This window comes from Pseudoalteromonas tetraodonis (genome assembly GCF_002310835.1).
GTDB lineage: Bacteria > Pseudomonadota > Gammaproteobacteria > Enterobacterales > Alteromonadaceae > Pseudoalteromonas > Pseudoalteromonas tetraodonis.
Genome location: NZ_CP011041.1, coordinates 1,179,236 through 1,202,823 on the forward strand (window position 1 = coordinate 1,179,236; position 23,588 = coordinate 1,202,823).

A 23,588-nucleotide genomic window follows, 5' to 3' on the forward strand; every position below is an offset into this window, starting at 1 on the left:
TTAGGTAAGTTAAAAATAATAACAAAAGGGATAAGTAATGAAGCAATTTAATCGTCGGGATTTTTTAAAGGCAGCCAGTGTAGCTGCCGCTGCTGGTGTGGTTAGTGGCTGTGCATCTAGTGGCAGTGTTCATACTAGCGCGCCTATGCAACAAGGGCGCTCCGTTATCGGTTTGGTCGCACCTAAAATGGATGTGGTGAGAGTAGGGTTTATTGGTGTGGGTCAGCGCGGGTTTGGCCATGTAAAGCGTATGAGCCACATTGAAGGCACTCAAATAGTGGCTATTTGCGATACTCATACAGAGGTTTTAGAACGTGCCGCTAATTATTTAGTTGATACGGGAGTGGCAAAGCCTGCATTGTATAGTGGCAGTGAGCGCGCTTATCAACAAATGCTCGAACGACAAGACATTGATATTGTGATTATTTCAACACCATGGGCATGGCATGCGCCAATGGCTATCGATACCATGAACAACGCAAAACATGCTTTTGTTGAAGTGCCTCTAGCACTGACTGTTGATGAAATGTGGCAAATTGTTGATACCGCAGAGCGTACGCAAAAAAACTGCATGATGATGGAAAATGTTAACTACGGCCGCGACGAGTTAATGGTATTAAACATGGTACGCCAAGGTGTATTTGGGGAGCTGTTACATGGCGAAGCGGCGTATATTCATGAACTGCGCTGGCAAATGAAAGAGCTTGAGCACAAAACAGGCTCATGGCGAACGCAGTGGCATGCAAGACGTGACGGTAATTTATATCCTACGCATGGATTAGGGCCGGTATCGCAATACATGAATATAAATCGTGGCGATCGGTTCGATTTTTTAACCTCAATGAGCTCACCTTCACTTGGCCGAAGCGCCTATGCGCAACGTGAGTTTGCTGCCGAACACCCCCGTAACCAGCTCAATTATATTGCCGGTGACATGAACACGACGCTGATTAAAACTCTCAAAGGGCGCAGTATTATGGTGCAGCACGATACGACAACCCCTCGGCCGTACTCACGACATAACTTAATACAAGGCACGAATGGCGTGTTTGCAGGTTTCCCTAATCGTATTGCCCTTGAAACTGGTGGCTCAAAAAGTTTTCATGAGTGGGATTATGATATGAGCGCATGGTATGAGCAGTACGACCATCCCTTATGGACAAAAATGGGTGAAGAGGCGCAGCGCAATGGTGGTCACGGTGGCATGGACTTTTTAATGTTTTGGCGGATGATTTACTGCTTAAGAAATGGTGAACCGCTAGATCAAGACGTTTATGACGGGGCGGCATGGTCGGTTATTTCGCCGTTATCAGCCCAGTCTGTGAGTGAGCGTAGCCGCTCAATAGATATTCCCGATTTTACTCGCGGGGCATGGCAAACCGCACAGCCTTTGGGCATTGTAAGCTAAGCCAAATAAAAAAAGAGCGCATGCGCTCTTTTTTTATTTATTGGTTATGTTTATTAGCTACTTCTCACATCAACCTTGAGTTTAAGCTTTTGGCCTGGCTGTAAGTATTTTTGCCCAGCCAAGTCATTCCATTTAATTATATCGCTCACGGTTAAATTAAACTTAGAGGCTATACGCGCTAATGAATCACCCCGACGCACTTTATAAGTAATAGTGCGATTGGTGTTATTCGCTGACTCTTTAGGCTGATTTGCTGATTTATAAACAACCAATTTTTGATTTAAACGCAGTACTGCATTTTTCTTCAGCTTATTCCACTTAGCTAATTCACCTATAGTGACATCGTATTCGCGGCTTATGTCCCACAATGTGTCACCACTTTTTACCGTGTGTGAGAGCTTAGTACGCAAACTTTTATTAGCAGCCGCGCGTACTTGCTGAGGTAAATGTTCACTGTTAATTTTACCATCTGTTAGCGGCACTAAAATTTGTTGGCCAACACGAATGACGTTTGAATTAAGCTTATTTAATGACTTTATTGCATTGGTGCTAGTGGTAAATTTACTGGCAATTACCGACAGGCTATCACCTTTTTTAACTTTGTATTGTTGCCAGCGAAGACGATTTTTAATGTCAGTTGCAGCCAATTTTTCTGTAAATTGCTCTACTTTATCGGTGGGTATTAATAAAAAGTGTGGACCATCAGGGTCTGTTGCCCAGCGGTTAAATCCAGGGTTTAGCCTGTATAGCTCGGTGAGGGTCATGTCGGCCATGTCGGCTGCCAGCGCTAAATCAATTTGTGACTCAATATTGACCACTTCAACCACTTGCGCGTTAATAATAGGCTTCCATGACACATTAAAATCATCAGCACGCTTTAATAAATCGGCTAATGCTAATAATTTAGGCACGTAGGCAGTGGTTTCACGAGGTAAATCAAGTGACCAAAAATCGGTAGGTAAATGCTTTTTACGATTCTTTTTAATCGCACGCAGTAAGCGGCCTTCACCTGAGTTATAAGCTGCAATTGCGTTCAGCCAGTCACCCTCAAGGGTTTTGTGTAAGTATGAGAGATAATCAAGCGCTGCGCGAGTTGATTGCACAATGTCGCGACGGCCGTCATACCACCAGTTTTGTTTTAAATCAAAACGCTCGCCGGTTGCTGGCATAAATTGCCAAATACCTGATGCGGTGCGATGCGAGTAGCCATAAGGGTCAAAAGCACTTTCTACTATAGGTAAAAGTGCTATTTCGATTGGCATTTCACGCTTTTCAATTTCTTCAACAATAAAGTGCAAATACGGCTCAGCACGTTTAGAGATACGATCTAAGTATGCTTGATGGCGCGCATAATAGTTACGCTCAGCGACTACTGGGCGATTTTGTGGAATATCGATAGATAATTGGTAACGAATACGCTCCCAAACATCGTCAAACACAGGGGCTTCCTCTTCGATATCGTTCACTTGTTGATATTGCGCGTTCATCATCAGCGCCGTGCTAATATCGTTTGGGCTTGCGCCTTCAAGCTGGTCTAGTGCCTGATTTTGTGAATCTGTGTTTAACGTTGTCAGAGTTTGACAACCGCTTAGCGTCATCGCTAAGACCAATAAAAGAGGAGATTTATTCATAAATACCAATACATAGGGTAAAAAACTCGGCGAATACTACCCATAATGAGTCAACATTGCCACTTATGACCGTTAAAAGTTCCAAACAAATATGATTAGAAAATGTTAACTTATTGTTTATTAACTAATCGTTTTATTATTGTTGTTGCTAGCGCATGTTTAACCTTGAAAGGTCAACAGGCCCAAATTAAAAATGATCTTTGAACTTTCTCAGACTAGCAAAGTTTTCCCAAGGTTCATTGTTTTTTGTAACTAAACAATATTCTTTTGGTATTAATTCTGTAATGTTTGGCAAATTACTACGCATAAAAGGGTTAATTTTCAGCTCATGGCCTATGGTACTTGGCAACGTTATTTCATCTTTATTACGCAATTCATCCACTTGCTGGCTGTAAGCGAGTAACTCGGGGTTTCGTGGCTCAACCGCTTTTGCAAACGCCAAATTCGCCTGGGTGTATTCATGAGTACAATACACTTTGCAATCACTCGGTAGTGCACTAAGTTTATTAAATGAATGCCACATTTGTTCTGGAGTGCCTTCAAATAAGCGCCCACAACCACCGCTAAATAATGTGTCGCCAGTAAAGGCAAGTGCATCATTAACATAACAAATATGATCGAGTGTGTGGCCAGGCGTGGTGATAATATTAAATGAGGTGCCTAAAACGGTAATCGTTTGGTCTTCATTTAAAGGCTCTGTTATTCCTTTAAATGGACTGTTACTTGGGCCATAAACCTCAACGTTTGGATACTGTTTTACTAATTGGGCAACGCCATCAGTGTGATCATAATGATGATGCGTTATTAAAATACCGCCTAGGGTTAAATTATACTGTGCTAAATGCTCAGTGACCGGCGCAGATTGGCCAGGGTCAACCACCCACGCTTGATTATTATGCTCGGTGGTTAAGCACCAAATGTAGTTATCAGAAAAGGCTTTAATTGCTTTGACTTGCACCATGTATCGTTGCTCTATAAAGTGGTATTTAATTAATATTATAACGAGCTTATATAATGAAACCAGCCCTTAGTTTTCAAGAAGGCCCCAAACCGTTGTCATGGCAACAGTTTCCGCATGGTGATTATTTACGTTGTGATATAGAACGCAAATTGTCGCCGTGGTTACCACGTATGTTTGGCTATCATATGCTTAAATTGGGTAATTTAAGTGGCGAGTTAGATACCAGCAAAAGTTCCATTAAGCATCAAGTATGCGTTGCAGAGCCAGGCCCTTATACCGGAGTGGTGGCTGACATAGACGAACTGCCTTTTTATGAGCACAGTATAGATGCGTGCATTATGAGCCATTGTTTAGAGTATCACTCAGATCCACATCATATATTACGTGAGGCTCATCGTACGCTTATTCCCGGCGGTTATATTGCCATTACCGGTTTTAATCCGTTTAGCTTTTGTGGGTTAGCGCAATTACTGCCATTTAGTGGTCAAAAATTACCGTGGACAGGGCGCTTTTTTACCCCTGCACGGGTAAAAGACTGGCTTAATTTGCTTGGGTTTGAAATTGTGGCCGATGAACGCTTTATTTATTCATCGTTGGCACGCGGTAACCGGTTGTCGCGGTTTGCGTTTTGGCGCAGCTTTACCAAGCAATATTTAAAACCTATGGGCAGTGTATATTTGCTGGTGGCACGAAAGCGTGTTGCGCCACTTACGCCAATAAAACCTAAGTGGCATGCACGGCCACAATTTGCGCCAATAAAAGGGGTAGGGCTTAGGCAGACCTCAAAACAACATTATCAGCAAAATAAAAAATAGTGCGATGTTGAGGGTTATGGTTGGTAACCTTCATCATCAATTAAGTTGTTGCCGCTGGCCGCATCACGTGCAAGGTCGTCAACAATTTCATTATATTTATGGCCACTGTGACCTTTTACCCATTTCCAGGTAACGTCGTGCTCGGCGCAGGCTTTATCGAGACGTTTCCATAAGTCGACATTTTTAACCGGCTTTTTAGCAGAGGTTTGCCAACCGCGTTTTTTCCAATTGGTGATCCACGACTCAATGCCTTGTTTTACGTATTGGCTATCGGTAGTCAGGGTAACAGGGCATGAACGATTAAGTGATTCTAGCGCAACAATGGCAGCTAGCATTTCCATGCGGTTGTTTGTTGTGAGTTTGTAACCTTGACTTAATTTTTTTTCGTGGGCTTCATAAATCATAAAAATACCATAACCACCGGGGCCTGGATTACCTAAACACGAACCATCGGTGTAAATCTCTACGGTTTTTTGCACTGTTTTACCTTGATATTATGTACAATAAAGTGATTATAGAAAGATACCAGAGTCAGGCTTAATTCGATATGGCACGCAGACAAATAGTTTTAGATACAGAAACCACCGGCATCGACCCTAAACAAGGGCATCGTATTATTGAGATTGGCTGTGTGGAGCTAATGAATCGTCGGTTAACCGGCAATAATTTTCACGTTTACATAAATCCACAACGCAGCATTGAAGAAGAAGCAATCGACGTTCACGGTATTACCAACGAATTTTTACGTGACAAACCGCTTTTTAGAGACATTGCCCAAGAGTTTTTTGACTATATTAAAGACGCAGAACTCGTTATTCATAACGCGCCGTTCGATATTGGCCATATGGATAATGAATTTGCGTTATTAAATCAAGGTTATCAAAACACCCATGATTTTTGTGGCGTGCTTGATACCCTTAAAATGGCGCGTGACTTGCATCCAGGACAAAAGAACAACCTAGATGCGCTTTGCCGTCGCTACGATGTTGATAACACTAAGCGGACGTTACACGGCGCCTTACTGGATTCTGAGATTTTAGCCGATGTTTACCTGGCAATGACCGGGGGACAAGTAAAGCTAAATCTAAATCAAAATAAAGATGACTCAAGTGAAGATCAAAAGGGCGGTATTAGGCGCTTAAACAGCGATAGAGCCCCTTTGGTTGTTGTAGCAGCAAGCGAAGCAGAGCAAAGCGCACATCAATCACGTTTAGACATTGTACAAAAGGAGGGCGGCCATTGTTTATGGCGCGCTGAATAAGGCACTATTATGAAAACGCTATTAGTAGTTTCACTGTTTTTAATAGCCGCGTGCTTCATTCCCGATGCACACAGCGTTAAACAAGTTGAAGAGTTAAAAGGCAGCGGTAAACAAAATGAAATACCGTTACTGGATAACCGTTTTCGTATAGATGACAAAATTGATGAAATAAAATTAATATTTTTTAGACGTCCTGGGTCGCCTGCCGTTATTTTAGTTAGACCCGATGGCACTAAATACTTTGCAACCAATGCGGTAAGAAACACCAGCCTAGATTGGTACGACGAATTAAATTACGACCTAGTGGTTATTCGCAACCCTATGCCTGGGCCATGGCAAGTTATTGGCCAAATAATGCCACAGAGCCGTATTGTTGTAATTGGTGAGCTATCACTTAAGGTTGATCCACTCCCTAAGATTCTTTTTCAGGGTGAAACTGTAAAGGTAACCGGTGAGATTTTAAATGATGGCGAGCCCATTCGCGCTAATCTTTTCAAAGATGCGGTATCGCTCAATGTGAGTTTTGTGAGTACCAATAATGAAAATTTTGAAAATTTTGGAGCGGGCATACAGCAAGTTACTGAATTTAAAGACGATGGCTACGGATTTGATGAAAGTGCAAAAGACGGTGTGTTTACGGGTGAGTTTACCTTAAATTTCACTCCAGGCGAGTGGCGGCCAGAACTTTATATTACCACCGATGTCCTTGAGCGACGAGTTGTTCAAGACACGATAGTTGTGCATGAGCCGCCTTTTAGTTTTACCTCAGTTGAAGCAACCGATGAGGGGGACGATCACCGTATTACTATAAATATTGATGAAAAGTTATTAAAGCCTGAAACCGTGATCATGCAAGGGAAAATTTATTATCCCAATAATGAAGAGCAAGTATTTTACTTAGACACTAATAACACCGCAGTAAGAGAACTGGCTTTACAAGATTACGGATGGGGACGTTACAACATTGAAATTTCTGTGTTTGGCTCAACAGTAAATGACAGAGAGTTTATGGCTACGTTGCCAACCTATTTATTTGAAATAGAAAGACCGATAGAAGTTATTCCTGAAATTCCAAAAGCGAGCATCATTAAGGAAGAAAATATTCCAGAGCCTGTTATAAAACCAAAAGTAATGGCCACGGGATTAATGGTTAGTTTAATTATTGGTGGGAATTTGGCCATATTATTTATTGGTTGGTTATGTATTCGTGTTTTTGTGCAGAATAAACCGATAAAACTTAAATTGAATTTTGCTTTTTTAAAGAAAAAGAAAGCAACCGAGGCAAAAAAATCAGATCAGCAAAAAACAACTGATGCAGAAAATGGCTCAAAAAATGACAAAACAGGTGAAATTTTAAACCTTTCGATGTCAGATGACTAAAAAACCTGTAAAAAAACAAAAAAGCCCTTGACGAAGTAGGGGCTGGTTCGTATTATTCACGCCGCTGTCAGGGGAGACTCAGACAGCAACGAAAATGCGGAGTGGTAGTTCAGTTGGTTAGAATACCGGCCTGTCACGCCGGGGGTCGCGGGTTCGAGTCCCGTCCACTCCGCCAATTTTCGACAATTTGTAAGTAAAAGCTGGAGTGGTAGTTCAGTTGGTTAGAATACCGGCCTGTCACGCCGGGGGTCGCGGGTTCGAGTCCCGTCCACTCCGCCAACACTTACACAACATATGGTTGTAAAACATATTCTTATTATGGAGTGGTAGTTCAGTTGGTTAGAATACCGGCCTGTCACGCCGGGGGTCGCGGGTTCGAGTCCCGTCCACTCCGCCAATAAGAAAAAATAACAGTTTAAATACACGCTGGAGTGGTAGTTCAGTTGGTTAGAATACCGGCCTGTCACGCCGGGGGTCGCGGGTTCGAGTCCCGTCCACTCCGCCAACTATTTAAACACTGTTATATTACAAAATTTGTATGCTGGAGTGGTAGTTCAGTTGGTTAGAATACCGGCCTGTCACGCCGGGGGTCGCGGGTTCGAGTCCCGTCCACTCCGCCAACAAATTAAGTAATGACAAGTAAAAAGATATCTCTGCGGAGTGGTAGTTCAGTTGGTTAGAATACCGGCCTGTCACGCCGGGGGTCGCGGGTTCGAGTCCCGTCCACTCCGCCATTTGATATCGTAACAAAATTAGTAAGTGCATTACCCCATGCACATACCACTGCGGAGTGGTAGTTCAGTTGGTTAGAATACCGGCCTGTCACGCCGGGGGTCGCGGGTTCGAGTCCCGTCCACTCCGCCACTTGTTATTTCCTCAATAACAAGCAATAAATAATTTACTTATTAATAAATACAAACATCATTTTATCAGCTATCGGCTATCAGCTATCAGCTATCAGCTATCAGCTATCAGCTCGACTCTTATATACTAACCTGCTAATATTCTTGTCTATTCTTCAATATTCAGCTTCTTATCTCTGCATGAATTACCAAGAATCTAATCTCACTTTAAAAAAGGAAGCATTAAGATGAGTACATTAGGTCAGCAATTAAAGCAGCTAAGAAATAATAAAAAATTGAGCCAACCTGAATTTGCCCAGCAAGTAGGTATATATATCAAAACTTGAAAACGATAAATCAATTCCCTCGAATGAAATATTTAGAGCTTTATTGATAGCATTAGACCTTTCAATTGATGAGTTTATGAAGCCCCTTACCTACAGCCATGACAAAACAAGACTCATGTAAATACCCGATTTAGAGCTGTGGTTTAAAAGTAAAGCAGTAAAGAGCTCAGTCGCACAGCGTAAAATTATATACCTCGCTATGTTTCTGATTTCTTTTGGCTGTGCATTATTTTATGCAGGACATAAAAATTATCTGTTTAATGAACGCTTTTACGAATACAAATCACTGGGTGTGATCAAAACAGATGAACCCCTGAATGTTTTTACTCATTGGAGCAATTATATTATTGATTCAAACCGAGAGAAAAGAGAGGAAAAAACTCGTGAAATGCTGGCCAGAAGGGTACCCTGTTTTAAGTTAATGGATGAATACATCGGTGAATCATTTGTTGAAGAAGTCGAGGGAGGTAAACGACTTTATAACGTAGATGAACTCTCGCGAACAATACCACATGCAGGCAATAGTTGGTTTGAGTTTTTAGGTATTTTGGCTGCTGTATTTGGTTTGGCGTTCGCTTTACTGGAACCCAGATTAACCAAGCAATAAAAAAGTAATAAAAAGCCTGCTTACATGAAAACGCAGCAGGCTTTAATATAAATTGGCTTGCAATTATCCTTGTGGGCCAAATAACTCTTTTAAGTAAGTATCTAAAAAGTTGAGGTAGGCGTTTGAGGCGCTGATACGGTTTTCTTTTTTGCTAAAACCGTGTCCTTCATCATCAAATAATACATATTCTACTGGCACACCATTAGCTTTAACCGCAGCAACCAACTCATCGCTTTCAACTTGTAATACGCGTGGATCATTAGCACCTTGTATTACCATTAAAGGCTTAGTGATGTTATCGGCATGAAACAGCGGTGAAATAGCACGGTGACGTTCACCATCGGTGGCAGGATCGCCCATTTCATCGTAAAGCGCCTTTTTAAAGCTTTCCCACCATGGTGGAATTGAGTTCAGTGTGCGTACCCAGTTAGTCACACCAAAAATATTGATACCTACTTTGAACTCTTCCGGTTTAAAGGCAAGCGCGGCTGCGGTCATAAAACCGCCGTAGCTACCACCCATGATGCCGATTTTATCTGCATCGACCCAATCTAGGCTTTGTAAGTGTTTTTTACCGTAGATAATATCTTGTAGATCATCGGTGCCATGTTTTTTATCGTCTAAATGGAAAAATGTTTTACCATAGCCTGAGCTACCGCGGTTATTGACGGCAAAAATAGCATAGCCATGATTAACTAAATGTTGCTGCATTGCGCTATAACCAGTTCGGCTTTGCCCACCTGGGCCGCCATGCACCCAAATAAGTGCAGGTACTTTATTGGTGCTGCTGGCTTGTTTTGGTTTGTATAATACGCCCGGTATTTCTAAACCATCAAAACTTTTAAAGCGCACAATGGTGCTCTCTACTAAGTCGTTTTGATCTATATCTTCACTTAATGTGTTGGTAAGTTGCTTGGCTTCATTACTGCCAACTTGCCAAACAAATAAGTTGCTTGGTGAGGTATCTGAATTTAAATAAAACGCCATGGTTTTCTCATCGCTTGAGAAATTCACACCACGTAGATTTCCCGCAGGTAATTTAGGCATGGCAATTTCATCCCCAGTTTGCGTGTCTTTTACTGTGACCTTTGTGCTGGCATCAGCATTTACACCGCTTACTTGGTATCGCCCAGATTTAGAAAAATCAATAAAGCTAACGTCCCAATCATCTTTTAATGCTGGACTGTGCTTGCCTGTGGCGAGCTCATATTGCCACACCTCTGAAAACTCTCCTTTAGCGTCTGTTGAGTAGTATAAATATTTGCTGTCTACAGAGAAGGTCTCAGGCGTATATTGTGCTGGTGTATCGTGTTTTGAAATTAATTGCGGCTTGAGGGTTTTCTTATAGGTATCAAGAATAAACGTATCGCTGTCTTTATTGGTATTATTTTTAGACAGCGCAATGTAGCGTCCATCAGGGCTAATTGCGCCCACATCTAGTCCTTGTGTGTTTTGATAAACGGGCGTGACTTTATAGGTTTTGCTATCTACGCGATACAAGTCCATAAACTTGGCATCGCGTTGATTACTGGTAATAAAAAACTGACTGCCATCTTTAGTAAAGCCTGCAAAACTCGCGCGGGTTTCTTCCCCTGGGGTTAAATCTTTGATTGAACCATCAACTTCACGCACATAAACATGGTAGCGCTCATTACCGCCTGAGTCCTTGGTAAATAGTACACGCTCATCATTTGGGAAATAGCGAATAGGGTAGGTGCTGTCTTCAAAATTGGTTAGGCGCGTTTTGCTACCTGTTTTTACATCAACTTCATACAAGCTGTAAATACCGCTTTCATCGCTACTAACTAGAACTTTATCGCCAGTCGGGGAAAAGCTACTGCCCATGATAGATGTTGTATCAAAAAAGGTTTTAGCGTTATAGGTTTTTACTTGTCGTGTTTGCTCAGTTGCCACAGGGGTAGAGGCTGAATTATTAGATTGACTGCAACCTGTTAATGCAATTGATACTGCACAGGTAATACAGGCAAATTTGAGGGCTTTTTTCATAGATACATTCCTTGGATTATAATTATGGACTTTTAGTGTTAACCGAAGGTTTTTTAAACGCAAGTAATTAGCCTATTCGAACTGCAATAAAGTGTTACAAACCATGTAGCCCACGAAAATAGAAAACCAGTTATAATTCACTTTCAAAATCAGGGAGTATTTATGATAGAAGTCATTGGGTTACATAAACAGTTTGCTGAAAACGTATTGTACAGTGGTTATAGTGTGCAGTTTTGTGCACCTAAAATATGCATTGAAGCGCCTAATGGCCAAGGTAAAACAACGCTGTTGATGATGTTGGCAGAGCTCGAAACGCGCCAAAGTGGGCAGATTTTATTTTCTAAAAAAGCATTAACCGAACCGCATAAACAAGTTGCTATAGCATCAGACTGTATTGCTTTACCTGACTTTCTTACGGCAAAGCAAATTATTAACTTGTCCGTGAATACGCTGGGTTGTGATTGGCCAACGACAATAATAGATGGGTTTAATTTCAATGAATTTTTAAATACTCGTTTTGATGCGCTGTCGTCAGGTAATCAAAAGAAATGCCAGTTAATTTTAGCGCTTATGCGTGATGCACCTTATTTACTTCTAGACGAACCCAGCGCAGCACTTGATCAAGCCAGTATTCAGTATTTATTAGTACTGCTTGATGAATATCTAATAGATAAGCCAAATGGGCAAATAGTCATCACCTGCCATGAACCAGCGCCATTTATTGAGCGTGGCTTTGAGTGTATACCGTTATGATTGCAAATTTAAAACAATCAATCGGGCAATATCGCTCTTTTATGGATTATCGTTATCAGGCTTACAAAACTGAACTCACGCAATTATTGTTACAACTAAAAAGCTTTGGGTTGTTATTTTTAGTGGTGTTAGGCTCGTCAGTGTTGGGTTTGATATTGCTACTTTTTTTAGGCCTTGGAAAAATTATAGACAGCAGCGCAGCACCCCAATACGGTGCACAAATGGCTTTATTTTATTTGTTACTACAAAGTGTGATGCTCAGCGCAATGAAGTCAGCAATTAAAAATAGTAAGCAGCGGTTATTTCAGCAAACTATTGCACGATCAGTTTGGTTAAATTTAGTCGATATTAAACTATTAACGCTCAGTAATGCATGGCTTATAGCCAGTGTATTAATTGCGCTAGATTTAACGCTAACACAATGGGTTAAAGTACCGCATTTTATTGTATTTATGTTGCTGCAGTTTATCTTGGGCGTTTTGTGTTTATACAAAACCAGCGCACTGGTATATGGCTTTTTGTTTAGCACGATATTAGTGCTGGTTCCTATTCATATGCAGCCGCTCACTTATCATATGGGCTTTGCTTTATTGTTTGCGCTGAGCCTTTTTGTCCCCGTGGTTAATGTTAACGGGCGTATTGCAGTAAGTTCATTATTGGGCTTTTGGTTTTGTTATTTATTAAACCATTGTTGGACACTTGTTTGGCGCGTGTCGTTACTTTTATGTGTATTCATGGCATCAGCTGCGCTAATAAACGAACGTGCTGATTTAGTACCTATACTTGTGATATTAGCCATGGCTTTTATTGTACTCTTTAGTAGTTCATTGCAATTTGATTGCGGTAGGGTGTATGAGCAGTATCGATTATTTTTTAAAACATGCGAGCAAGAACGCGCCTTTTATATTAGCCAGTTTTTACCTAGCATATTGCTGTTTTTATTAGCCACAATAAGTTATAGCGTTATTTTTGGTTACACTCATATTGTATTATTTGTCATTGGAAATATGTGGTGTGTATTACAGGTTTACCTTGCACAAAAAAAACCAGCGCATTATGCGCTGGTTTGGCTAATTTTAGCAGGGTTGCTGCTAGCTTTACTAAACTAGTTAAGCGGCATCTGCCTTTTTAGATTTAGCTTTGCTATTACGCGCTGCTTTGCCGGCAAGTAAATCTGCAGGGTCAAAGTCGTCAACGTTAATAACGTCTAAGCGAGCTTGTTCAACAGCTGCTAACTTATCAGCTTCAGCTTGGCTTAAAATGCCGGCTTCTAAGCCCATTTGCGCCACTTTATCAAGTTGGAAGAATGGCAATTTAACGCCTTTCTCTTTACATACGCGTTCAAATAAAGGCTCTACCTCTAGCACGTCTTTAAGCGTTTGCTCTTGACGACCTACAAGGTTAAGCGGCTCGTTTGTAAGGTATACATAACTTGCTAAACGATTACGCGTTTCGCTAGGCACTTGCAGTAATTGCGCTAGTTTATGCTCAAGTTTGTCGGTAGGTTTACGAACCGGGCGACCAAACGGGAATAACAATACTTTTAATACGCCACGAAGTGGTGCAGATGGCATATTGTTGATTAAATCAGCAAGCGCACGTTGACAGTGGTAAAGGTGATCCTGACAGCTCCACTGAACCAGTGCAAAATCTTCTTTTTTACGGCCTTCGTCGTTATAACGTTTAAGCGTTGCAGACACTAAGTAAAGGTAGCTTAATAAGTCACCTAAGCGTGCTGAAATACGTTCTTTACGTTTAAGTGAACCACCAAATACTGCCATACTAATATCAGACATAAGTGCAAGCGATGCACTAAAGCGTGAAGCTATACGATAAAACTCTGCCGTTTCGTCTTTGTACGGCACACTAGTAAAGCGAGCGCCAGTAAGTGCAAGCCACTTAGTGCGTACTAGGTTAGACATGGTAAAGCCAATGTGGCCCATTAGCGCTTTATCAAATACGTTAAGCGCTTCTTCGCGGTCTTCAATTTCACACGCACCTAGCTCGGTAAGTACAAATGGATGACAACGAATAGCACCTTGACCATAAATAATCATATTACGGGTCAAGATGTTTGCACCTTCAACGGTAATGGCAATAGGTGCACCTTGATAGCCACGACCTAAATAGTTATTTGGCCCAAGCATGATCCCTTTACCGCCTAGCACGTCCATTGCATGAATGGTGGCATCGCGCATTTGCTCGGTAAGGTGGTATTTAATAATAGCCGAAATCACAGATGGTTTTTCGCCTAAATCAACAGCACCGGTAGACATACTTACTGCAGCGTCTGAGCTGTAAGCATAACCGGCAAGCTTCGCCATTGACTCTTCAACCCCTTCCATTTTACCAATTGGTAAGCGGAATTGACGACGAATACGGCTATAAGCACCTGTTGCTACAGCAATCATTTTAATGCCACCGGCTGAATTTGACGGCAATGTAATTGCACGACCAACCGATAAACACTCAACCAGCATACGCCAGCCTTGACCAGCCATTTCTGGGCCACCAATAATGTAATCAAGTGGTACAAAAATATCTTTACCGCGAGTAGGGCCATTTTGGAACGGCACATTAAGCGGGAAGTGACGACGACCAATTTCTACCCCAGGGGTATCTGTTGGGATAAGTGCACAGGTAATACCAGGCTCTTTAACGTCACTTAATAATCCATCTGGATCTTGTAATTTAAATGCTAGACCAAGAACCGTAGCTACAGGTGCAAGTGTAATGTAACGCTTGTTCCATGTAAGGCTTACACCGACTACTTCTTCGCCATTCCATTGCCCTTTACATACTACACCGTAGTCTGGAATTGAGCTTGCATCAGAACCTGCCTCTGGCGAAGTAAGAGCAAAACATGGAATTTCTTGACCGCTTGCTAAACGCGGTAAGTAATGATTTTTTTGATCTTCAGTACCGTAGTGCTGTAATAACTCACCCGGGCCTAACGAGTTAGGTACTCCAACAATTGACGAAAGCAATGTTGATTTACTGGTTAGTTTTTGCAGTACACACGATTGTGCAAATGCAGAGAATTCTAAGCCGCCGTATTCCTTTTTAATGATCATGGCAAAGAATTTGTTATCTTTCAGATATTGCCATACATCCTGAGGTAAATCCGTTAGCTCATGCGTAGCTTCCCAATCGTCCAGCATACTACATACAACTTCAACAGGGCCGTCGATAAATGCCTGCTCTTCAATAGTAAGCTTTGGAACTGGATACTGGTGAAGCTTTTTCCAATCTGGGTTACCACAAAATAAATCAGCTTCCCACCAAGTTGTACCGGCATCAATAGCTGACTTTTCGGTGTCAGACATGCTCGGTGTAACTTTTTTGAAGACCTTGAAAATAGGCTTGATAATATATTGCTGACGAATGCCAGTAACAGAAAGAGGCACTGCGATGATTAAAAAGATCACCCAGCTAATTAAACCAAAAGCACCAGCAAAGGTACCAATTAATAATGTTGCGGCAGAAACACCAAGTGCTGTGTTCCAACTCGCTCTGTGGTAAAGCGCAATGCTGAGCAGTGCGATTAAACCGAGTGTAAATATGAGTGTCATTGCTAATTCCTTAATAGAGGTCAGACCACCTTGTTTAGAGTAGCGCTAGTAACGCTAAGTTTCAAGTACATTACTTAGATTAAAGTGTAGTTATCGGTACGATTATTACAATCCGTTGTATGTTATACGAACAGTTTGGCTGTAATCGTTTATTTTGGCTTATCATAAAAAATATAAGCGTTAAAAAATCAATTAATCTAGTAGTAATATAAGTTTAATTAAGTAAATATACTTATGATTTTCAGTGTACGCTTATTAAAAATAGAACGATATTCTATGTTTAGCTTTTTAAAGGTTTATTTATTTTATGTGTGAATTACTTGGCATGTCAGCCAATGTGCCAACGGATATTTGTTTTAGTTTTTCAGGGTTGTTGGAGCGCGGTGGCAATACGGGGCCGCATAAAGATGGCTGGGGCATTACTTTTTATGAAGGCAAAGGTTGTAGAACCTTTAAAGATCCTGAGCCAAGTTACCAGTCAGAAATAGCTAAATTAGTTAAAGCTTATCCGATTAAAAGCGTATCGGTGATAAGTCATATTCGTCAAGGCAACCGCGGGCGAGTGTGTCTTGAAAACACCCATCCGTTTACTCGTGAGTTGTGGGGGCGTGAAATAACCTATGCTCATAACGGGCAGCTTTCAAATTATCATGATTTAAAACCTGAATATTATCGACCTGTGGGTAATACCGATAGCGAGTTGGCATTTTGCTGGTTGCTTGACAAAATTCGTGAAAAGTACCCGCAGCGACCAAGTAATATGGCGTCGGTTTTTAGATATGCGGCTAAGCTTTCGCATACGCTACGTGAAAAAGGCGTGTTTAATATGTTATTGACCGATGGTGTATTTGTTTTAGCGTATTGTACTAATAATTTACATTATATAACGCGCCGTGCGCCATTTGGTAAAGCAACACTTATTGATGCTGATATGGTGGTCGACTTTCAACAAGAAACCACACCAAACGATGTGGTAACGGTTATAGCAACAAGGCCGCTAACCAACGATGAACGCTGGCAAAAAATGCAGCCAGGAGAGTTTGCGTTATTTAAAATGGGTGAATTAATGTAGGTTGGTAGAGTAAAACGAAACTCAACTTAAAGTTTCAAATTTAAGTATTGAAATGAAAAGCCCAAGTTATGGTTATCACACTTGGGCTTTTTATTAGCACCTTGTAAGCATTTTATTCTGGTGTTAGTTCGCTTTTAACTTCTGCAGATAAAGCAGGTGGATTGATCACGGTAAACGATTTCATTTGCACTTCAAACTGCTCCACACCTTTTTCACCCTTCCACATGCGCACTAGCATGTAATCCATTTCTGGGGCAAACCAGGCTAAAGCTTGGCGTTTATCGTTATCGTATAAGCGTTTAACTTTCACTGCTTCTACATTACCTATAGGCAGAGAAATCATTTCGGTTTCTACCACTTCAAAGTCGTAGTCACGGCAATTACCTTTTTTATCAACCAGTGGAAACGAGAAACTGGTTTTTCCTTTTTTAAGTCCTTCACGAACTTGTACTTGATAAGAAATACCATCTTGGAAGTTATCATGCCATTGGCATTTTAACGGGTAATCGCTGGTGTTACTGGTAACAGTTTTGGTTAGACGGTCAAAGTTAATTTTATACTTTTTGTCAGGCCCAGTGCCTGTTCGGATCATCGTGTAATCAATAGGCTCTACTGTATCATTCATAAAGCTAAAGGTTGATGACTCTTGACGTGAGTCAGAGAAAATCATCCATTCAATATCGCTGTGGTAAGTGACTCGGTAGTTATTATTATCGAGTTTTTTTAGTTCACGCTCGGCTTTGCCATGATTAGTGCCTTTGCGCAAAATATCGTAGCTGGCTTGATACTGGGTTAACTCACCTGCAATCAGGCTGGTAGGAAGTAATAAAGTGCCCGCACATAATAGCCAGGCACTTAATTTTTTATTTTGGGTAGTGCGCGCCGTGTGCAGGAAGTTGTTTTTCGTCAAGAACTGCATAATCTGCTTCCATCGTAAGTCGTTGTTCACTGAACCACTTGACCACCAAAGGATAAATTATGTGCTCTTGCGCATGCACACGCTTAGCGAGCGTGTCTGCTGTATCGTCTGCTAATACAGGCACTTTGGCTTGAAGAATAACGGGTCCGCCGTCTAATTCTTCAGTAACAAAGTGAACACTAACGCCGTGAATGTCGTCTTTTGCATCAATTGCTCTTTGGTGGGTATTCAGCCCCTGATACTTAGGCAACAAAGATGGATGAATGTTCAACATTTTTCCAACATATTTTTGCACTAAGCTAGGAGTTAGAATACGCATAAACCCAGCTAATACAACTAGATTTGGTTCAAAAGAGTCAATTATATGCATTAATTGGGCATCGTACGCTTCGCGTGAGTCAAACTCTTTATGACTCAGCACGTGTGTGGCAATACCTGCATTTTTTGCACGCTCTAACCCATAAGCGTCTGCTTTGTTACTAATAACAGCCGCTATATGGGCGTTTATCTCGCCGCTTTCACAGGCGTCTATAATGGCTTGTAAATTTGAGCCACTGCCTGAGATCAAAACTACTAGACGAGTGGGTGCCATTACGCAGCACCACCTACAATTTCAACTTGCTCTTCGCCAGCAACTGCATCTTGGATTTCACCAAGGTGCCATGCGTTCTCGCCAAGATCTTTTAAGATATTTAAGCTATTTTCAAGCTCATCCGCAGGTACAACTAACACCATGCCTACACCACAGTTAAATGTGCGGTACATTTCGTGTGTTGTAATGTTGCCGTTTTCTTGCAACCAGCTAAACACACTTGGCCACTGCCAGCTATTACCTTTAACAACCGCTTTAGCAGATTCAGGTAATACGCGTGGGATATTTTCCCAAAAACCGCCACCAGTAATATGCGAAAGGGCATGCACGTCTACTTGCTTGAACAACTCAAGTAATGGTTTAACGTAAATACGTGTTGGTTCTAAAAGGTGCTCACCTAAGGTTTTGCCATCAATCACTTGGTTAGTATCAGCGTTAGAGACTTCTAAAACTTTACGAATTAAAGAGAAACCATTTGAGTGAGGACCGCTAGAAGCAAGGGCAATAAGTTGATCGCCTGCAGCTACTTTAGTGCCATCAATAATTTTTGATTTTTCTACCACACCGGTACAAAAGCCTGCCATGTCGTAGTCTTCACCATCATACATACCTGGCATTTCAGCTGTTTCGCCACCAATTAGGGCACAACCTGAAATTTCACAACCTTTACCAATACCGGTTACTACGTCGGCTGCTGTGTCTACATCTAGTTTACCCGTTGCATAGTAATCTAGAAAAAACAGGGGTTCAGCGCCTTGTACTATTAAATCATTTACACACATCGCAACTAAGTCGATACCTACAGTATCGTGCTTTTTAAGGTCAATTGCTAAGCGTAACTTAGTGCCAACACCGTCAGTGCCTGCTACAAGTACAGGTTGCTTATAACCTTCAGGAATTTCGCAAAGTGCGCCAAAACCACCAATTCCGCCCATCACTTCAGGACGACGAGTTTTTTTAACTACGCCTTTAATACGCTCAACAAGTGCATTACCAGCGTCGATATCTACGCCCGCGTCTTTATAGCTTAGAGACTGTTTTTGTTCGCTCACAGGTTTTCCTCAAAATAGTTGTTTTGATGCTTACTTAGAAACGCGCGTATTTTACAACAATTGCAAGGGCGCGGCTAGTTGAAATCTGGATTTGATTTTAAAGACAAGGACACTTGTCCGCTAGTTGCTGTATTAGTAAACAAAAAAAGCGCCCAATGGCGCTTTTTAATATGGAAATAAAAATTAATACTACAAATTAGGCTTTAGCTGTAAGTATCGCTCTAAGTGGTGCAGGGTAGCCTTCAATGGTTTTACTGGTGTCAGCGGGGTCTAAAAAGTCAACTAAAGATTCGTTTTCCATCCAGTCAGTTTTACGCTGCTCGTCGAGCGTTGTAATAGCACAATCTTTAATTTTCACATCTTTAAAGCCAACACGTTCCATCCACAGCTTTAGTGCCGCAGTGCTTGGAATAAACCATACATTACGCATTTTTGCGTAGCGGTCGGTCGGAACCAGTACGGTGTTTTCATCGCCTTCAATAACTAAAGTTTCAAGTACTAGCTCACCACCAGGGCGAAGCTGTGCCTTTAATTGCGCTAAAAAGTCGATAGGTGAGCGACGGTGATAAAGTACTCCCATCGAAAATACCGTATCAAATGCTTTAAGCTCTGGCAGGGCTTCTACACCTAATGGTAATAAATGCACGTTTTCATCAGGGTTGAAGTGTTTAATTGCCTGAAACTGGCACAAAAATAAGTCAGATGGGTCAATACCCACCACAAACTGTGCACCTTCACCGCGCATACGCCATAAGTGATATCCCGAGCCACAACCAATATCTAATACAGTACGGCCTTTTAATGGCTCAATATGCGGTAGGAGTCGATCCCATTTCCAGTCACTGCGCCATTCTGTATTAATATCGATACCGTGAACGTTAAACGGGCCTTTACGCCAAGGCATCATTCGTTTTAATAAATGCGTGGTTTGCTTTTTTTCGCCTTCAGTCATTTCGCCAGGCGCGCCTATTGCTACTTTGCTGACAATATCAACGTGGTTTGTTGATACCTCAGGTAAGTTTTTTAGTACTTTTTGCCATTGAGGCAAATCGCCATGGCTAGCCTCTTGTTGCCAATGCTTTAATTGCGCAGGCAAGGTTTCTAGCCAGTGGCTAAGTGGGCTTTGTGCAATTGCAGCGTAAAATTGGTTAAACCATGCAGACATGTGTCACTCTCTAAATTATTTAATTGCTACCATTGAGCAAAAATTAAAACATTGATACCACACTTGCGTTTGGCTAAAACCAATGTCGCTTAAACGCTGTGTATGTGTGCTAAGTGTATCGGGGCGCATTACGTTTTCAATGGCGGTACGCTTTTGGCTTATTTCAAGCTCAGAGTAGCCATTATGACGTTTAAAGTCGTGGTGCAAGTCAATCAGTAAGTTATCGCATTGCTCGTTTTCGGCTTTAATTTTTTCACTTAATAGCAAAACGCCACCGGGCTTTAAATTAGCGTATATTTTTTCAAGTACCGCTTTGCGCTGCGCAGGTGGAATAAACTGCAGAGTAAAATTCATCGCTACTACTGAGGCATTTTGAATATCAAGCTCGTTAATATCACCTAATGTAACCGTTACAGGAACGTCCGATCTGAACCCTTGTAAATGGACCTTACAACGCTCCACCATGGCTTGTGAGTTATCTACAGCAATAATGTGGCAGCTATCTGTTTGAATATTACGGCGCATACTTAGGGTAACCGCCCCTAACGAGCAGCCTAGGTCATACAAATTTGAATTTGGCTGAGCATACTCGCCCGCTAATTTTCCCATGGTACTTACTATGGTGGCGTAACCGGGTACCGAGCGTTGGATCATGTCGGGAAATACTTCAACCACGTTTTGATCAAAACTAAAGTCTTTTACTTGTTGCTCAGAGGCATAAATACTGTCTTTTATACTCACGAAGGCAGTCTCTTTGAAAATAATAGTGCTATTTTAACATTTTATGCTGGATAGTCAGTGATAAATTCAGTAGCTTGACTAGAATTATGAAGAATAAGTATAAAAGAGATTATTAAATGAGCAAAAGTAAGGTTATTAGTACCGACGATATATTAGCAACATTATGCCACTCAGTAACGGGTGTACTTTCATCAGCCAGCGGCAACGAGATCAGCTATTCAGCCATGGTACAAAAAATAACGCGTACTTGTATGCGACCAGACATAGGCTGTTTTGTTTTATTTGACGGGGGCTTTACCGGCTTAGTTGTTACCAACTTTACAGCGCAAGCGGCCATGGAAATTTACGGCGATTATATGCGTAACATGGGTATGCCAGAAGACGAAATCGCGCATAGTCACTTATCTGATGACGTTTCAAACGTGATGGGTGAGTTGATGAACCAAATAGTGGGCGACTTCACGTCAAAAGTGCGTGAACAACTGCATACCTCTATTACCCAAAATCAGCCAAAAATGATGGCTATTAATAAACAGGTGCAAATATCGGTTGATACCACTATGGATCGCCCGCAAGCTCGCCGTGTAACGTTTACAACTCGCAATCAAAATATCTTCTATTTAGAATTGGCGATGGATAAAACAGAGTTTATTAAACTTCACGACTTTGACATTGTAGAAGCGATAGACCCAGACGATATTATCGAAAATGAGGCTAAGCAAAAAGCGGATAAAGAAAAAGCGAAACAGCCAAAGCAAGATGATAGCGATGACGACTTTATGGCCGAATTAGGGCTTTAACGTTTTTACGTAGGCTGGGTTAAGTGAAACGAAACCTAACACGCTTTTAAGCTCTTAGCTGTCAGATTAGAAAGTGACAATAATAAAAACGCGATGTATATCGCGTTTTTTGTTAACGAGGGCTTTCATTGTGAACTCGTGTGTCATTATTTTGGCTGACCGCTGACCGCTGACCGCTGACCGCTGACCGCTGACCGCTGACCGCTGACCGCTCAATTATACGGATTCTCACCCATCGCAATAGCCACACAAAAAATCCGTAAATCTAGCTCTAGCTGATGGTACTGTGGCTCCATATGACAGCACAGTTTATAAAAGCCTTTATTGTGGTCTTTTTCTTTAAAATGCGCGAGTTCGTGCACCACTAATGCTTTTAATAATGGCTCTGGCGCGCGCAGTAAATCGCTGTTTATTGCTAAATCGTGCTTGCGGGTTTTACCATGCATACGGTACGTGTGGGTACCGAGTGCATTGGTAACCATATCACCTTGTTTTTTAAACGCAGCGCGTCCAAATGGCGGGGCGTTTTTTAAATACTGCTTTTTAAGCTCAGTGGCGTAGCTATACAGTAACTTATCACTGGTAATTCGATGCGCCTGCGGGTATTTTTTAAGTAAATACTCACTTACTTTTCCTGCTTTTATTAGGCTTAATACTTGCTCAACGATATTGGCAGGGTAGCCGGTAAAGTAACGTGCGTATTCACTCATTATTGTCTCTGTATTTTGAATTTATTTTTAAAAAAGTGCTTGCTGGTGGGCTTCTTTTTCGCCACTAAATGGGTTGAGTACATTGTGATTATACCCCAAATCTTGGCAAAACTGACGAGCAAGCAGCGGCGCTTCGCGGTTATCAGCGGTATGAAAAAACACATAAGGACTTTTGCCCTCATCAAGCCACTGAGTTACTTTGCTAAGCCAAGGCTGATAAAAGGTCTTATAATCGTTTTCTAAATCAGCAATAACAAAACGTGCCATAGGCTGCGAGCCCGTAGCAATAGCGTGAACTGGTAAATGCGGTTTTTTCTGTTGTGCGTCTATTAGCGCTTCGGTGGTTGGCTTTACTGCAAAGAGCGCCCGAGTATCCATAGCAATACGGTTTATATTATTTGCCATTAAAAGCTGATTAAGTGCGATTTCGGCCTCACCTTTTTTAAAAAAATCAGGGTGGCGTACCTCAACCCCATAGTTTAGCTCTTTAGGAAGTAACTCAATAAAAGCGGCAAGCTTAGCTAAATGTTGTGGCGCAAACGCCTTAGGTAATTGCAGCATTATTTGCCCTGTTTTTTCAAATAGAGGGGCGAATAAATTAAGCCAATTAGTTAGCTCATGTTGCACGTTAGTAAGTTGGAGTTCGTGACTAAAGCGCCGATGAAATTTAAAGGTAAATTTAAACTCATCAGGTACACTGGCAGCCCATCGTAATACGGTGTCAGGCGAGGGATCGGCGTAAAAGCTAGTATTACCTTCTACCGAATTAAAATGCTGCGCATATTCGCTAAGCATATCGGCATTTTTACACTGGCGTGAAAATAAATTTCCTTTCCATGCGCTGCTCGACCACTGCGGGCATCCAATATATAGCATACAAACAAAAGCCTTGTTATAAAGTGCCTGTAGTGTAACAAATAACAAAACAGTGCGCTGTAAATTCAACCTCGAAA

Annotated in this window: 22 protein-coding genes and 7 tRNA genes; 17 read left to right on the top strand and 12 right to left on the bottom strand. The window is 41.6% G+C overall.

Translation table 11 applies throughout. The features are described 5' to 3' along the window. Nucleotides 1-37: 37 nt before the first annotated feature. Nucleotides 38-1,408, top strand: a complete 1,371-nt coding sequence (locus tag PTET_RS05510; protein WP_016899467.1) for a Gfo/Idh/MocA family protein — start codon at nt 38-40, stop codon at nt 1,406-1,408. A 53-nt stretch (nt 1,409-1,461) separates the two neighbouring features. Here PTET_RS05510 and PTET_RS05515 read toward each other — a convergent pair whose 3' ends face one another. After that, nucleotides 1,462-3,039 carry a lytic transglycosylase gene (locus PTET_RS05515; protein ID WP_013464555.1) on the bottom strand — a complete coding sequence of 526 codons (1,578 nt, stop codon included), beginning with the start codon at nt 3,037-3,039 and terminating at the stop codon, nt 1,462-1,464. A gap of 187 nt (nt 3,040-3,226) precedes the next feature. Next, the gene (gene gloB, locus PTET_RS05520; protein WP_013464556.1) at nt 3,227-4,000 is read right to left on the bottom strand and encodes a hydroxyacylglutathione hydrolase; all 774 of its coding nucleotides are present in this window, start codon (nt 3,998-4,000) and stop codon (nt 3,227-3,229) included. A 53-nt stretch (nt 4,001-4,053) separates the two neighbouring features. Between gloB and PTET_RS05525 the strand changes: the two genes are divergently transcribed. Continuing rightward, complete coding sequence (locus PTET_RS05525) at nt 4,054-4,815, top strand: class I SAM-dependent methyltransferase (RefSeq protein WP_008465729.1); 762 nt, start codon at nt 4,054-4,056, stop codon at nt 4,813-4,815. A 14-nt stretch (nt 4,816-4,829) separates the two neighbouring features. Here PTET_RS05525 and rnhA read toward each other — a convergent pair whose 3' ends face one another. Further along, nucleotides 4,830-5,294: a ribonuclease HI gene (gene rnhA / locus PTET_RS05530; protein WP_013464557.1), complete on the bottom strand. Its 465-nt coding sequence runs from the start codon at nt 5,292-5,294 to the stop codon at nt 4,830-4,832. A gap of 68 nt (nt 5,295-5,362) precedes the next feature. Here rnhA and dnaQ point away from each other — a divergent pair, with 68 nt between their 5' ends. The 11 genes from dnaQ to PTET_RS19200 all read left to right on the top strand — a co-directional run bounded on the left by dnaQ (nt 5,363) and on the right by PTET_RS19200 (nt 9,252). Then, nucleotides 5,363-6,076, top strand: coding sequence for a DNA polymerase III subunit epsilon (dnaQ, locus tag PTET_RS05535; protein ID WP_013464558.1), 714 nt, complete (start codon nt 5,363-5,365; stop codon nt 6,074-6,076). A gap of 9 nt (nt 6,077-6,085) precedes the next feature. Continuing rightward, nucleotides 6,086-7,456, top strand: coding sequence for a TIGR03503 family protein (locus PTET_RS05540; RefSeq protein WP_013464559.1), 1,371 nt, complete (start codon nt 6,086-6,088; stop codon nt 7,454-7,456). 98 nt (nt 7,457-7,554) lie between these two features. After that, nucleotides 7,555-7,631 (top strand) — tRNA-Asp (locus PTET_RS05545). 27 nt (nt 7,632-7,658) lie between these two features. After that, a tRNA-Asp gene (locus tag PTET_RS05550) sits at nt 7,659-7,735 on the top strand. A 41-nt stretch (nt 7,736-7,776) separates the two neighbouring features. After that, nucleotides 7,777-7,853, top strand: a tRNA-Asp gene (locus tag PTET_RS05555). 31 nt (nt 7,854-7,884) lie between these two features. After that, a tRNA-Asp gene (locus PTET_RS05560) sits at nt 7,885-7,961 on the top strand. Nucleotides 7,962-7,999: 38 nt separating this feature from the next. Beyond that, nucleotides 8,000-8,076, top strand: a tRNA-Asp gene (locus PTET_RS05565). A 37-nt stretch (nt 8,077-8,113) separates the two neighbouring features. Continuing rightward, nucleotides 8,114-8,190, top strand: a tRNA-Asp gene (locus PTET_RS05570). A gap of 53 nt (nt 8,191-8,243) precedes the next feature. Then, a tRNA-Asp gene (locus PTET_RS05575) sits at nt 8,244-8,320 on the top strand. Between the two features lie 338 nt (nt 8,321-8,658). Next, entirely contained in the window at nt 8,659-8,766 is a 108-nt protein-coding gene (locus PTET_RS19195) for a hypothetical protein (protein WP_236613536.1), read from the top strand. A 78-nt stretch (nt 8,767-8,844) separates the two neighbouring features. Next, nucleotides 8,845-9,252: a hypothetical protein gene (locus tag PTET_RS19200; protein ID WP_013464560.1), complete on the top strand. Its 408-nt coding sequence runs from the start codon at nt 8,845-8,847 to the stop codon at nt 9,250-9,252. Between the two features lie 63 nt (nt 9,253-9,315). Here the strand turns inward: PTET_RS19200 and PTET_RS05585 are convergent, their stop codons facing one another. Then, on the bottom strand, nt 9,316-11,259 hold the full coding sequence (locus PTET_RS05585) for a S9 family peptidase (protein WP_013464561.1): 1,944 nt from the start codon (nt 11,257-11,259) through the stop codon (nt 9,316-9,318). Between the two features lie 162 nt (nt 11,260-11,421). On the opposite strand from PTET_RS05585, the gene PTET_RS05590 reads away from it, so the two are divergent. Both PTET_RS05590 and PTET_RS05595 read left to right on the top strand, forming a co-directional pair. Continuing rightward, entirely contained in the window at nt 11,422-12,012 is a 591-nt protein-coding gene (locus PTET_RS05590) for an ABC transporter ATP-binding protein (RefSeq protein ID WP_013464562.1), read from the top strand. Then, nucleotides 12,009-13,121, top strand: coding sequence for a DUF6136 family protein (locus tag PTET_RS05595; RefSeq protein WP_013464563.1), 1,113 nt, complete (start codon nt 12,009-12,011; stop codon nt 13,119-13,121). The genes PTET_RS05590 and PTET_RS05595 overlap by 4 nt, the downstream gene beginning before the upstream one ends. Here the strand turns inward: PTET_RS05595 and fadE are convergent, their stop codons facing one another. Further along, the gene (gene fadE / locus PTET_RS05600; RefSeq protein WP_013464564.1) at nt 13,122-15,584 is read right to left on the bottom strand and encodes an acyl-CoA dehydrogenase FadE; all 2,463 of its coding nucleotides are present in this window, start codon (nt 15,582-15,584) and stop codon (nt 13,122-13,124) included. A gap of 307 nt (nt 15,585-15,891) precedes the next feature. On the opposite strand from fadE, the gene PTET_RS05605 reads away from it, so the two are divergent. Then, entirely contained in the window at nt 15,892-16,656 is a 765-nt protein-coding gene (locus tag PTET_RS05605) for a class II glutamine amidotransferase (RefSeq protein WP_013464565.1), read from the top strand. 112 nt (nt 16,657-16,768) lie between these two features. Here PTET_RS05605 and PTET_RS05610 read toward each other — a convergent pair whose 3' ends face one another. The 5 genes from PTET_RS05610 to cmoA all read right to left on the bottom strand — a co-directional run bounded on the left by PTET_RS05610 (nt 16,769) and on the right by cmoA (nt 21,125). Next, the gene (locus PTET_RS05610) at nt 16,769-17,566 is read right to left on the bottom strand and encodes a DUF3108 domain-containing protein (protein ID WP_244186386.1); all 798 of its coding nucleotides are present in this window, start codon (nt 17,564-17,566) and stop codon (nt 16,769-16,771) included. Next, nucleotides 17,520-18,167 (bottom strand): phosphoribosylglycinamide formyltransferase, encoded by a 648-nt coding sequence (purN, locus tag PTET_RS05615; RefSeq protein ID WP_013464567.1) that lies wholly within the window; start codon nt 18,165-18,167, stop codon nt 17,520-17,522. Before purN ends, PTET_RS05610 begins: the two co-directional genes overlap by 47 nt. Continuing rightward, nucleotides 18,167-19,219, bottom strand: a complete 1,053-nt coding sequence (gene purM, locus PTET_RS05620) for a phosphoribosylformylglycinamidine cyclo-ligase (protein ID WP_013464568.1) — start codon at nt 19,217-19,219, stop codon at nt 18,167-18,169. The genes purN and purM overlap by 1 nt, the downstream gene beginning before the upstream one ends. A 196-nt stretch (nt 19,220-19,415) precedes the next feature. Beyond that, nucleotides 19,416-20,384: a tRNA 5-methoxyuridine(34)/uridine 5-oxyacetic acid(34) synthase CmoB gene (gene cmoB, locus PTET_RS05625; protein WP_013464569.1), complete on the bottom strand. Its 969-nt coding sequence runs from the start codon at nt 20,382-20,384 to the stop codon at nt 19,416-19,418. 15 nt (nt 20,385-20,399) lie between these two features. Next, nucleotides 20,400-21,125 (bottom strand): carboxy-S-adenosyl-L-methionine synthase CmoA, encoded by a 726-nt coding sequence (gene cmoA / locus PTET_RS05630; RefSeq protein WP_008111640.1) that lies wholly within the window; start codon nt 21,123-21,125, stop codon nt 20,400-20,402. Nucleotides 21,126-21,241: 116 nt separating this feature from the next. On the opposite strand from cmoA, the gene PTET_RS05635 reads away from it, so the two are divergent. Beyond that, entirely contained in the window at nt 21,242-21,925 is a 684-nt protein-coding gene (locus PTET_RS05635) for a DUF3334 family protein (RefSeq protein WP_008111638.1), read from the top strand. 212 nt (nt 21,926-22,137) lie between these two features. Here the strand turns inward: PTET_RS05635 and PTET_RS05640 are convergent, their stop codons facing one another. After that, on the bottom strand, nt 22,138-22,635 hold the full coding sequence (locus PTET_RS05640; RefSeq protein WP_013464570.1) for a M48 metallopeptidase family protein: 498 nt from the start codon (nt 22,633-22,635) through the stop codon (nt 22,138-22,140). A 27-nt stretch (nt 22,636-22,662) separates the two neighbouring features. Then, nucleotides 22,663-23,511: a DUF72 domain-containing protein gene (locus PTET_RS05645; protein ID WP_013464571.1), complete on the bottom strand. Its 849-nt coding sequence runs from the start codon at nt 23,509-23,511 to the stop codon at nt 22,663-22,665. Nucleotides 23,512-23,588 lie beyond the last annotated feature (77 nt).

Excerpts from the sequence above, each read along its gene's own strand:
- PTET_RS05510 (WP_016899467.1), top strand. The coding sequence starts at position 38 with ATGAAGCAATTTAATCGTCGGGATTTTTTAAAGGCAGCCAGTGTAGCT.
- PTET_RS05515 (WP_013464555.1), bottom strand. The coding sequence starts at position 3,039 with ATGAATAAATCTCCTCTTTTATTGGTCTTAGCGATGACGCTAAGCGGT.
- gloB (WP_013464556.1), bottom strand. The coding sequence starts at position 4,000 with ATGGTGCAAGTCAAAGCAATTAAAGCCTTTTCTGATAACTACATTTGG.
- PTET_RS05525 (WP_008465729.1), top strand. The coding sequence starts at position 4,054 with ATGAAACCAGCCCTTAGTTTTCAAGAAGGCCCCAAACCGTTGTCATGG.
- dnaQ (WP_013464558.1), top strand. The coding sequence starts at position 5,363 with ATGGCACGCAGACAAATAGTTTTAGATACAGAAACCACCGGCATCGAC.
- PTET_RS05540 (WP_013464559.1), top strand. The coding sequence starts at position 6,086 with ATGAAAACGCTATTAGTAGTTTCACTGTTTTTAATAGCCGCGTGCTTC.
- PTET_RS19200 (WP_013464560.1), top strand. The coding sequence starts at position 8,845 with ATGTTTCTGATTTCTTTTGGCTGTGCATTATTTTATGCAGGACATAAA.
- PTET_RS05585 (WP_013464561.1), bottom strand. The coding sequence starts at position 11,259 with ATGAAAAAAGCCCTCAAATTTGCCTGTATTACCTGTGCAGTATCAATT.
- PTET_RS05590 (WP_013464562.1), top strand. The coding sequence starts at position 11,422 with ATGATAGAAGTCATTGGGTTACATAAACAGTTTGCTGAAAACGTATTG.
- PTET_RS05595 (WP_013464563.1), top strand. The coding sequence starts at position 12,009 with ATGATTGCAAATTTAAAACAATCAATCGGGCAATATCGCTCTTTTATG.
- fadE (WP_013464564.1), bottom strand. The coding sequence starts at position 15,584 with ATGACACTCATATTTACACTCGGTTTAATCGCACTGCTCAGCATTGCG.
- PTET_RS05605 (WP_013464565.1), top strand. The coding sequence starts at position 15,892 with ATGTGTGAATTACTTGGCATGTCAGCCAATGTGCCAACGGATATTTGT.
- purN (WP_013464567.1), bottom strand. The coding sequence starts at position 18,167 with ATGGCACCCACTCGTCTAGTAGTTTTGATCTCAGGCAGTGGCTCAAAT.
- cmoB (WP_013464569.1), bottom strand. The coding sequence starts at position 20,384 with ATGTCTGCATGGTTTAACCAATTTTACGCTGCAATTGCACAAAGCCCA.
- PTET_RS05635 (WP_008111638.1), top strand. The coding sequence starts at position 21,242 with ATGAGCAAAAGTAAGGTTATTAGTACCGACGATATATTAGCAACATTA.
- PTET_RS05640 (WP_013464570.1), bottom strand. The coding sequence starts at position 22,635 with ATGAGTGAATACGCACGTTACTTTACCGGCTACCCTGCCAATATCGTT.
- PTET_RS05645 (WP_013464571.1), bottom strand. The coding sequence starts at position 23,511 with ATGCTATATATTGGATGCCCGCAGTGGTCGAGCAGCGCATGGAAAGGA.